Origin of the sequence: Nitrosomonas sp. (assembly GCF_040240425.1) — a bacterium.
Classification (GTDB): Bacteria; Pseudomonadota; Gammaproteobacteria; order Burkholderiales; family Nitrosomonadaceae; genus Nitrosomonas.
The window spans coordinates 1-11055 of record NZ_QPHG01000060.1 but is presented as its reverse complement, the minus strand read 5'-3'; the positions used below and the strand labels follow the sequence as shown (position 1 = coordinate 11055).

Genomic DNA, 11055 nt, shown 5'->3' with positions numbered 1-11055 from the left:
ACGGCTGACGTGGAAGTGTTCTGCCAAATGCGTTACCTTCCACAGCCGGGTTTGATAAAGCCGCCAGATTTCCTGACGATCCAATAATGTTAAGCGAGTGCGTTTGTGTATGTTCATCTGCAGTATTCTCCTGAATACTGTAAACAACGCTAGGAATTCTTACAATTAAACACAAACTACTTATCCGGATAAATTGCTGATAAGGAATAGAACCTCACAACGCTTCGTAACGGATCTCCACCACCTCCAGCTCTTCCAATCCACCTGGCGTATGCAACTTCACTACATCGCCTTCATGCGCCTTGAGTAGCGCTTTGGCGAGCGGGGAAATCCAGCTGATGCGGCCGCGCCCGGGATCGGCTTCGTCCATGCCGACGATGCTGTAGGTGTTTTCCTCGCCTTGGCTATTGCAAATGGTCACGGTAGCGCCGAAAAACACTTGATCGCATTCGCCGCGTTGCGCGGGGTCGACCACCTCGGCGTTATCCAGGCGCTTGGATAAAAACCGCAAGCGCCGGTCGATCTCGCGCAGACGCCTTTTGCCGTAGATATAATCGCCATTTTCCGAGCGGTCGCCGTTGGAAGCCGCCCAGGTAATCGTTTTAACCAATTCCGGCCGTTCCACTTTCCACAACTGATCGAACTCATCCTTCAACCGCTGATGGCCACCCGGCGTGATATAGTTCTTAACCCCTTGCGGCAATTGCGGGGTACTGTCGGGTTCGTCGTCGTCGTCGCTATCTTTGGTAAATGCCTTGCTCATACATGCCAATCATCAGTAAAAATTATCAGGTTGTTACGATAGCGGTCTTCGGCGATCAATTCAATCCTCCGCACTATGGAATGGCGCATTTTAAAAGGTTGCCGGTTAAGAAACCTTGTGACCGGAAGGGTATCTAACGGGCATATTTTGTTCAGGAGGCCAATATCATGACTATTAACCGGCGTCAATTTCTGAGCATGACCGGCGCAACGGCGTTAGCGGCCGTATGCTCACCTCACGCACTGGCAACCTTGCCAAAGTCAGCACAACAAGCGCCGCAAAGCGCAGCGGCCACGTTAAAAGCCATGCACGATTTCGCACGGCATAAAAACCGCTTGCTCGGCTACCCGATCAACATGACGGCTCTGCCGGAAGAATTTCTTGCCTGGCGCAACGAACTCGCCGCCGCGGGCTTTAACCGGTTTGCGTTCAACAACGTCGGCAATCCATACGACCATAGCCACATCCCGTTCAATGGCCATGCATTCGAACGTGAATTGATCGGCCGCTTCGGCGCACGTTACGGTTTTCCGGACGGTAACATCTGGGGATTTCTCAGCAACAGCGGTACTGACAGCAACATGCACGGGCTGTATATGGGACGGACCATTTTGCAGAACCGCACCGGTGTACTGCCGAAAGTCTATTTCACTGCCGAAGCGCACTATTCGATCCAGATTCTGCGCGACCTGCTGCAACTCGAATCGGTCATCGTCGGCACGGCGCCCGATGGCGGCATGGACGTTGCCGATCTGGAACGGCAGCTGAATGCCAATCGTAACCATCCCGCATTGGTCGTCGCTACCATTGGCACTACCTTCAAAGGCGCGATCGATCCAGTCGATGCGATCCAGGAGAAGTTGAAAAACCGCACCGCGTATGTGCATCTGGATGCCGCACTGTTCGGCGGTTTTCTGCCGCACACACCGTTTGCCGGCGACTTAATGCAGCAAGCGCCGGATCCGCTCAACGGAAAAATGCGGCAACGCTACGATTCCATCGCCGTTTCCTGTCACAAGTTTTTCGGCTTTCCTTCGCCTGCGGGGCTGTTCATCACCACCCGCAGCAATTTTGAAGCATTCCGGGAACTGTTCAGCGGCATTCACGATCCGGAATATATCAAGCAAGTGCCCGGCACGATCACTTGCTCGCGCGATGCCGTGAAACCGGCCGAGTTTTACTTCTTCAGCTCGGACACCGCATTCGCGCAGCAAACCGCCGATGCAAAAGCGATACTGGATAACGCTGCTTATTTGCTGAAGGAAATGCGCAGCCACTACAGCCATTTGCAGCCGGTGCGCATTAACGACCGCTCGAATATTATTTATTTCAGAACGCCGGACGAATCGGTGGTCGACCGTTACTCACTGGCAACAATGCGGTTGCGTGACAATCACGGCAAGCTGGTGCCACATGCGCACATCGTGGTAATGCCGCACGCCAGCAAGGATGTGCTGGATCAATTCCTGAGCGATCTGAAATAAACCTGATGGCCGCATCAATGCGGTACCGTGCGGGAAAACACGTTGATCACCACCACGCCCGCCACGATCATCGTCAAACCGATGATTGCGGGCGTATCCAGCGATTGCCCCAGAAAAAGCCAGCCGCTCAGGGCGATCAATACGATGCCAACGCCCGACCAGATCGCGTACGCCACGCCGACCGGAATGGTTTTCAGCGTCAACGACAGCAAATAAAAAGCCAGCAAATAACCGATGACAACGATCAGCGATGGCCACAAACGGGTAAACCCTTCAGCGGCTTTGAGGAATGATGTCGCGATCACTTCGCTGACGATAGCGACGGCAAGAAAAATCCACTGCTGCATGGGTATCACTCCTTGTATTGGGATGGTCACAAGCACCGGTTTCAGCCGGATGCATTGAAATAGCTTCGCTATGTTACCAAAACACGATGGAGTAAACGCAAACCGCAGCATAAACGCTGCATGATGAAGATAAACGTGACAGCTGAACACTGTCAGCTCGATGGTTCATAAAAAAACCGGCGCTGCGTTTTACCGCAGCGCCGGTTCTTCTAAAACGATTTACAGCAATCCTACGATCAAGCGATTAAACTGCGGCCGCTTGTTTACGACGGTAGCCAGCAAAACCGATCAGACCAAGACCAGCCAGCAACATCGCATAGGTTTCAGGTTCTGGAACGGGAACCAGATTAGCAGCAACGTCCGGTCCGACGATTCCCATCGTTCCTGCGTAGGTCAAAACATCTCCTCCAGCAAAACGAACGGATGCAGTGATCACAGTTCCAGCAAGTTCTGCAACGATTGCACCGTAATCGCCGTTACTGGCGACATCCGGATCCCAGGAAAATGTGAATACATTCAGTGGATCGAAACCGGTGAAATCAAAACCGAATACCGTTGCGCCCACCGCGCCAAATAATGACGATGTGCCATTGGCTTCCGGATCATAGGCAAAAGTTCCGCCACCCGAACCGCCGAATACCAACGACTCGCCCAGTATGCAACTCCCGCCATCCAAGCAATGCGTTCCGGACAGATCGAACGTCAATTTCTCGATTTGACCACTGGTGCCGTCAAAAGCAGCGGTATTGATGCTGAAAGAACCTAACGGGCCAGGATTGGTTACGGTGATTGAGCCAGCCGGCGATGCATAGCTGACGCCGCTCAATAACACGGAAAACCCGAGCACGGCGGCAACTTGCGTAGCGCTTTTCATGAATTTCATTATTTTTCTCCTCAAATTAGAAATAACTAGACTGATACTTTATCAACACATGTTCGTTTAACTGCACGTTCGCTTTTTAATCGCTCACAGCAGTAAACTGCCAAATGTCGTCAACGAGCCCTTCTCGCAAAAGATTCCTCTTCTCTGTAGGAATTTCCTTTCCAATTTTATCTTTTTTTTTATTTTTTTAGTGCCAATTTTGTACTAATTTCAGGTACCCCCAATCGCATCGGTAACCTGATTGAATGGTTTATTTTGGAAAAAATGCTCGATATTCCCGGCCAGTTGATCGAGCAGCCGCTGCCGCGATTCCCGGCTGGCCCAGGCGATGTGTGGCGTGACGATCAGGTTCGGCGGCAATGTGCGCAGGATCGCATTATCTTGGCCGGGCGGTTCGCCTTGGATCACGTCGATAGCCGCACCGGCGATCTGTCCGCTGGATAAACTCTGCAACAAATCGGCCTCGTTCACCAGCCCGCCGCGTGCGGTGTTGATCAGATACGCCGTCGGCTTCATCAATGCAAATTCGCGTTGACTCATCAAGTGCTGCGTTTCCGCCGACAACGGGCAATGCAGCGTGACGAAATCCGCCTGCCGCAGCACGCCATCAAATGCGGTTCTACCAGCGCGCGGCGGCTTGCCTTTGTGATCCGCGATCAGCACCTGCATGCCGAATGCCTGCCCGACCTGCGCCACCGCGTGCCCAAGTTCGCCGTGGCCGATGATGCCGAGCGTTTTACCGGACAATTCGATGACCGGAAAATCAAGCGGGCAGAAAAATTGGCTTTGCTGCCAGCCGCCGCGCTTGACCAGCGCCTGATAATCAGAAAAATGCCGCGCCAGATTCAGCATCAGCATGAACACATGCTCCACCACCGACGGCGTGGCGTAGCCGCGCACGTTGCACACCGGCACGCCATATTCGGCAGCCGCCGCCAGGTCGACGTTGTTGTACCCGGTCGCCGCCACGCAAATCAGCTTGAGTTGTTTTGCCGTTGCAATCGCCGCGCGGCCGATGAACACCTTATTGCTGACGATCACCTCAGCGTCGCGGATGCGTTCCGCCACTTCCGCCTCGGAAGAATCGTGATAAAACTGCCACGGCGCAATCGCCCGCTCCAGCGTGGCGCAGTCCATATCGCCGCGGGTGACGGAACCGAAATCCAGAAAAATAGCGCGCATATCTTGCTCCTGATCATGATGGAAAATCATACCACAGGCGGTCCTTGGCGTTTCCCGGCGCGATCACGTAGAATCGGGCGGGGCAAAATAAATAAGAAAGCTCTGAAAAAGGTAGCGAGCACAGTAGTTTTTCAGAGCTTCCTAAGAATAAACCGGAGACTGCATGGCGCTAGCCTGGAACGAAATCAAAGACCGCGCGCTGGCGTTTTCCCGCGACTGGGCCAAAGCGGAATCGGAAGACGCCGACGCCAAACCGTTCTGGATCGACTTTTTCAACGTGTTCGGCATCAATCAGCGGCGCATCGGCAGTTTCGAGCAAAAAGTCAAAAAACTTGGCGACCGCGACGGCTACATCGACTGGCTGTGGAAAGGCAACCTGCTGATCGAGCACAAATCGCGCGGCAAAGATCTGGATCGCGCCTACCAGCAGGCCATCGATTATTTCCCCGGACTGAAGGAACATGAACTGCCGCGTTTCGTGCTGGTCAGCGACTTTGCGCGCTTCCGCCTGTACGACATGATCGAAGGCACGTACAGCGAATTCCTGCTGAAAGAACTGTACAAAAACGTCAAACTGTTCTGGTTCATCGCCGGATACCAGCCGCAGAAAATCTCACCGCAAAGCCCGGTCAACGCCAAGGCGGTGCAGCGCATGGCACGGCTGCACGACCGCCTGAAACAGATCGGCTACACCGGCCACGCGCTCGAAGTCTATCTGGTGCGCCTACTGTTTTGCCTGTTCGCCGAGGACACCGGCATTTTCGAGCGCACCCAGTTCACCGAATTCATCGAGCAGCAAACGCGCGAAGACGGCAGCGATCTCGCGCCGCAACTGGCACAACTGTTCGACGTGCTCAACACGCCGGAAACCGCGCGGCTGAAAAACCTCGACGACACGCTGAGCCGGTTTCCGTACATCAACGGCAAACTGTTCGAGGAACGCCTGCCGTTCGCCAGCTTCGACCGCGACATGCGCGCCGCGCTGCTGTATTGCTGCGCCATCGACTGGAGCGGTATTTCCCCGGCGATTTTCGGCTCGCTGTTCCAAAACATCATGGACGAAACGCCGAACGCGCGGCGCAACCTCGGCGCGCACTACACCACCGAGGAAAACATCCTGAAACTGATCGGCCCGCTGTTCCTCGACGAACTGCGCGCTGAGTTCGATAAAATCCGCCACACCGTCAAAAGCCGCACGCAAAACCTGCAAGCGTTCCACGCCAGGCTCGCCGGACTGAAATTTCTCGACCCGGCATGCGGCTGCGGCAATTTCCTGGTGATCGCGTACCGCGAACTGCGCAAGCTGGAACTGGAAGTGCTGCGCGAATTGCACCACAGCGGCCAGCAAGCGCTCGACATCGCCACCATCATTCAGGTCGACGTCGATCAGTTCCACGGCATCGAAATCGAGGAATTCCCGGTACAAATCGCGCAAGTCGCGCTATGGCTGACCGACCACCAAATGAACGCGCTGGTGTCGGAAGAATTCGGCCAGTATTTCATCCGCCTGCCGTTGAAAAAATCCGCGCACATCGTGCACGGCAACGCGCTGCGGCTCGATTGGAACAGCGTCATCGCGACGGAAGAATGCGATGTTGTGATGGGTAATCCGCCGTTTATTGGCGCAAAATTCTTGAATGACGCACAGCGCACCGATGTCGCGACGATTTTTCACGACACCAAAAACGCGGGTTTGCTCGATTACGTCACCTGCTGGTACCGTAAGGCTACCGGCTACATCGCCACCCACCCGGCAATCCGGGTCGCGTTCGTCTCGACCAACTCGATCACGCAAGGCGAACAGGTCGGCGTACTGTGGCCGGATTTATTGCGCCACGGTGTGCATCTACATTTCGCCCACCGCACCTTTCAATGGAGCAGCGAAGCCAGCGGCAAAGCCGCAGTGCATTGCGTCATCATCGGTTTTGGTTTGCAAGAAGCGGCGCAGAAAACCATTTTTGAATATGAAAACATTCAGGGCGAAGCGCATGCCATAGCGGCCAGAAACATCAATCCGTATTTGGTGGATGCACCCAACATCATCGCAGAAGGTCGAATGCAACCACTTTCAGCTTCACGTCCACTGGCAAATGGCAGCATTCCCGCTGATGGCGGTCATTTGATTCTTGAACCTGCTGACAAAGATACATTAATAGCCTCGGAACCTATTGCAGAAAAATGGCTTCGCCCGTATTTAGGCGCGGAAGGCTTCATTCACAATCAATATCGTTACTGCCTATGGTTATTAAATTGTCCGCCAAATGAACTACGCTTAATGCCAGCAGTATTACAGCGTGTTGAAGCTGTGCGCGAATTTCGATTAAAAAGCTCCAAAGCAGCTACGCGTGATAAAGCTGCAACCCCAACTCGATTTACCGAAAACCGGCAACCGGTGGATGGTATTTATCTGGCCTTGCCACGTACTTCATCGGAGAATCGATCTTATATCCCGATTGGCTTCTTATCTTCTGAAGTGATTGCTGCAAACGATCTGCAAATTGTTCCTGATGCCGGTTTGTATGAGTTTGGCATTCTAACCAGTGTCATGCACATGGCTTGGATGAAAATCACATCGGGCCGATTGGAAAGTCGTTACCGATACTCTGCGAAATATACATACAACACTTTCCCCTGGCCGGAACCCACCGATACCCAACGCAAAACCATCGAAACCGCCGCACAGGCCGTGCTCGATGCCCGCGCGCAATTTCCAAGTTCCACTCTGGCTGACTTGTACGACCCGCTGGCGATGCCGCCGGAACTGGTGCGCGCGCATCAGACACTCGACCGCGCCGTCGACGCCGCCTACGGCAAAAAATCGTTCGCCTCCGAAGCCGAGCGCGTGGCGTTTTTGTTCGAGCGCTACCAAACAATCACCAGCCTGCTGCCCGCCGCCACAACCCGGAAACCCGGCAAAAAAGTAGCAAAACAACCCGATTGACCCGCTTCCCTGATGGCGAAACCCGCTGCGAGCATCACGGTGCGTTACTACACGCATTTTCTGCATACCGCCGGTCATTGAAAACGGTCACCCGGTCGATCCTGATGTTTCAATTGCAAGCAGCGACATCCAGCCTTTTAGTGTTTGTTTACCGGCATTGATAACCGGTAAACTGAGCTGGCGATAAGCAGCCGTTATTTTTCCGAAGGATCTGTAATAAATCCGATGCGTGTCATGCCAGCCTTGGCCGCAATGCTCATAATCCGTGCGACGTGCTCATAATGCGCCAGTTTGTCCGCGCGGATATATAGCTCGGTATTTGGGGCCTGAGCAACTGTTTCGCCAAAGCGAGGCGCCAATTGCTCCAATGCCACCGGCTCACCATTCCAAAAAAAACTTCCCTCCGCCCGGATAGCCAACTCAACGTGCTCAGGCTGGGTGATATTGGGCGAGCTCTCGGCCTTTGGTAAATCAATTTTGACGGAATGTGTCAGCAACGGTGCTGTAATAATAAAAATGATCAGCAATACCAGCATGACATCGACCAATGGCACCACATTGATTTCCGCCATCGGCGCTTGGCGGCTGCTGCCTTGCATACTACCGAACGCCATTATTGCCGCCTCCTTTCATAGGCCACATCAAGCGTTTCTGCAACAGCGGGGGAGGAGGAGGATCGCACCGGAGAGTTTGTTTCATCGCCATCTCCGACTGTAATCAGAATAAAAAGATCATGCGCAAAGGCTTCCAGACGCGCCAGCCAAATCCGATTCCGGCGCACAAAGGCGTTATAAGCAAGTACCGCGGGGATAGCCACCGCCAATCCCAGCGCTGTCATGATCAATGCTTCTCCGACAGGGCCAGCTACTTTATCCAATGTGCCCTGCCCCGAAAGCCCGATCTGAATCAAGGCATGATAGATTCCCCAAACTGTGCCAAACAAACCGATATAAGGCGCTGCCGAACCTGCTGTTGCAATCAGCGTTAACCCATTCTCTACCCGGGTAGCTTCCTGATCGATGCCATTACGCAAAGTACGCGTCAGGAATTCACTCGTGCCGCCTGCTGCCGCTAATTTATGCGAACCGTGAATTTTGGAATCAGCGGCGGCATCGATTCCCAGCTTGGCAATTGCTGCAAAAGCATTATTGGGGACATTATCCGGGGCGGTTTTTTTAAACTCGATACTGACCGCCTGGAGAGAATCAAAACTCCAGAAATGTTTAATAAATGCTTCGGCGCGGCGCTTGGCCATATAGTTGGCGATACTTTTTGTGATAATCAGATACCAACTCGCTATTGAGAGTAATACCAGTAGCGCCAGCACGCTGATACCCACTTCATCAATTTGCGCAAGAAAGTTAGAAAAACCTAGTCCTGTTTCCATTTATTCGTTTCCCTGTAATACAAAATTAAAAGGTTGTAAGGCAACAGCACGAACCGGCTGGCCATTGCGCAGCGATGGATTGCATTGCCAGCTTTTCACCGCAGCTAACGCCGCTTCATCAAGCCGCCTATAGCCACTGCTATTGATGATACTGATTGTGTCGACGCGCCCGTTTTCATCCAGCTCCACACGCAGTTCCACCTTGCCCTCCTCACCCATGCGGCGGGAAATAGCGGGATAGACAGGCGCCGTCAATTTTGAGCAGGAAACGGATAATTCCGCAGATAGCGCAACCGGGCCTGTTTGCATTGGTGCAGGCGGCGCAGCCACGGGGTCAGCGGCTTTAGTTTGTGCTTCCGCCGGAGGCGCCGGTGACGGCTCGACAGTCGCATCCTGCTTGGGCGTTACCGGTGATTTCGCGGCAAGACGCTCTTGTTTTGGCTTGACTACTGCGGGTTTCTTCACAGGCTGAGGCTTGGCGGGCGGAGGCTCCGTCACGCTGACCGGGGGTGGCAATGTGATGAGATCGGCAAATAATGCCACCATTTGCTCAGGCGGTGGCGTCAGGCGCTGACTCCACAAAAAATAAAACAGGCCCGCATGTAATATCAGTACACACAACAATCCCGGTAAGGTAATAGCGCGTTGCTGCGATCCCAGATAGCCAATATTGTTTCGCGATAATGATTGCATTGCGAAATTGAAATACCGAAAGATTAAAGACCGGCTTGAGCCGCGAATACGCTAAATTCACCTAACGTAACAATATTGGGGCCAAATTCACCGCCGGTTGCGAAGATATGATTGTCTTTTATACCGACACAAGCGTTGTTTCGATAACAGCGCGCGTAATATCCAAGCGCTACGAATGATGCCGTTGTGTGTGGAAACAAAGCAGGATAATTGGATTCCGCCCAATTAAACAATTTATCCGCTAGCGCGGTATCGGTATTCGGTTGCAGTACACGTCCCGCCACGGCTTGTTGAAAATCCGCTAATGGCAAGCCGTTATTGAACATGATCCACAACGAATCAGAAGGTACAGGATGAGACTCGGTGACCAACTGTAATTCAACCATGTAAGCACCCGCGGGGGCATTCGAAGCACCCCGGTCTGACTCAATAATCCAGTCGAGATGCGTGTGTAAGGAACCATTGGCACGCACTTCACCAACAATCAGTGAGGTTGCGCTGCTTACGCCGTGCCGGTTAAATACTGTAAATCCTTCGACAGTTTTAGGAATACAGAATACCTGCCCGCAATCTTGATTAGGCTGTATATCCAAACCGCCAGCCAAGCGGATTTGTATTCCTTCCGGCGCTAATGTCCATTGACGCTTATCGGTGCTCCAATAACTCAAGTGTCCGCTGGCGCGGTAACGCACCCTGTCCCCGGCCGTCATATCGCCAGCAATGCTTTCGAAGCCGGGGCTATCAATCGCGGTACGGTCGGGAAAAATGCTGAACTCCGATACATAAATCGGCGTGCCGGTCAGTTGATCAATCGGCATCTGCCCGGCCGGTAATCCGAGGGTTTCCGGCTTCACCAGGCTGCACCCTTTTTCAGGGTTACAAAAGCTGGCTTGTACACGTCCTTCGAGAACTTTAACCTCGATGTGCTGATGCAATTCACCAGCACTCAGTATCAGCGGATGCGATAAATACGCTCCCAGCAAGATGCTAGAGATTACACGGCGTGAATTAGAACCCAGTGCAGGAAGAGAATTTTTGATTACGTTTCTAAATAGATTAGGCATATCTCAGTGTCAGTAAAGTTGATTAATTTTGAGTTCAGCGCGATTGAACATGGCTAGGGAAACGCTAATTAATTCGGCGGACGAGATGAAGCACAAGGCGCACGGAACACAGCAACCAAAACATATCAATAAGATAGGCGAGGATGCGAGTACCGCGCAACGAAGTGATTCGCTCGTATAGCCAATTAATCAGCATTTCCCTAGGGAAGCGCTGAACAATTAGTGATTTCCAGATTTCCCGGTAATCCTGCCATTTTTTTGAACACGAATTCCCGGCAATTCATTTTTCAGTGGTGTTTTGTAGCCGGATT

At 52.9% G+C, this 11055-nt stretch carries 10 protein-coding genes; 2 read left to right on the top strand and 8 right to left on the bottom strand.

The window, feature by feature from the left end:
* Positions 1 to 214: 214 nt before the first annotated feature.
* On the bottom strand, positions 215 to 763 hold the full coding sequence (greB, locus tag DU481_RS14945) for a transcription elongation factor GreB (RefSeq protein WP_350135811.1): 549 nt from the start codon (positions 761 to 763) through the stop codon (positions 215 to 217).
* Positions 764 to 930: 167 nt separating this feature from the next.
* Between greB and DU481_RS14940 the strand changes: the two genes are divergently transcribed.
* Entirely contained in the window at positions 931 to 2247 is a 1317-nt protein-coding gene (locus DU481_RS14940; RefSeq protein ID WP_350135809.1) for a pyridoxal-dependent decarboxylase, read from the top strand.
* A 14-nt stretch (positions 2248 to 2261) separates the two neighbouring features.
* On the opposite strand, the gene DU481_RS14935 is transcribed toward DU481_RS14940, so the two are convergent.
* The 3 genes from DU481_RS14935 to DU481_RS14925 all read right to left on the bottom strand — a co-directional run bounded on the left by DU481_RS14935 (position 2262) and on the right by DU481_RS14925 (position 4659).
* Complete coding sequence (locus DU481_RS14935; protein WP_350135807.1) at positions 2262 to 2594, bottom strand: SMR family transporter; 333 nt, start codon at positions 2592 to 2594, stop codon at positions 2262 to 2264.
* 244 nt (positions 2595 to 2838) lie between these two features.
* Positions 2839 to 3477: a PEP-CTERM sorting domain-containing protein gene (locus DU481_RS14930; RefSeq protein WP_350135805.1), complete on the bottom strand. Its 639-nt coding sequence runs from the start codon at positions 3475 to 3477 to the stop codon at positions 2839 to 2841.
* Between the two features lie 210 nt (positions 3478 to 3687).
* The gene (locus DU481_RS14925) at positions 3688 to 4659 is read right to left on the bottom strand and encodes a 2-hydroxyacid dehydrogenase (RefSeq protein WP_350135803.1); all 972 of its coding nucleotides are present in this window, start codon (positions 4657 to 4659) and stop codon (positions 3688 to 3690) included.
* Positions 4660 to 4822: 163 nt separating this feature from the next.
* On the opposite strand from DU481_RS14925, the gene DU481_RS14920 reads away from it, so the two are divergent.
* A complete protein-coding gene (locus DU481_RS14920) occupies positions 4823 to 7600 on the top strand; it encodes a DNA methyltransferase (RefSeq protein WP_350135801.1) in 2778 nt (925 codons plus the stop codon).
* 194 nt (positions 7601 to 7794) lie between these two features.
* Here DU481_RS14920 and DU481_RS14915 read toward each other — a convergent pair whose 3' ends face one another.
* From DU481_RS14915 to DU481_RS14900, 4 genes are read right to left on the bottom strand one after another with little or no spacing between them, the layout of a single operon-like run.
* Positions 7795 to 8214 carry an ExbD/TolR family protein gene (locus DU481_RS14915; RefSeq protein ID WP_350135799.1) on the bottom strand — a complete coding sequence of 140 codons (420 nt, stop codon included), beginning with the start codon at positions 8212 to 8214 and terminating at the stop codon, positions 7795 to 7797.
* On the bottom strand, positions 8214 to 8987 hold the full coding sequence (locus tag DU481_RS14910; RefSeq protein ID WP_350135797.1) for a MotA/TolQ/ExbB proton channel family protein: 774 nt from the start codon (positions 8985 to 8987) through the stop codon (positions 8214 to 8216). The genes DU481_RS14915 and DU481_RS14910 overlap by 1 nt, the downstream gene beginning before the upstream one ends.
* Positions 8988 to 9680, bottom strand: coding sequence for an energy transducer TonB (locus DU481_RS14905; RefSeq protein ID WP_350135795.1), 693 nt, complete (start codon positions 9678 to 9680; stop codon positions 8988 to 8990). It abuts the gene before it with no gap.
* Between the two features lie 23 nt (positions 9681 to 9703).
* Positions 9704 to 10744, bottom strand: a complete 1041-nt coding sequence (locus DU481_RS14900) for a hypothetical protein (protein ID WP_350135793.1) — start codon at positions 10742 to 10744, stop codon at positions 9704 to 9706.
* Positions 10745 to 11055: the final 311 nt, after the last annotated feature.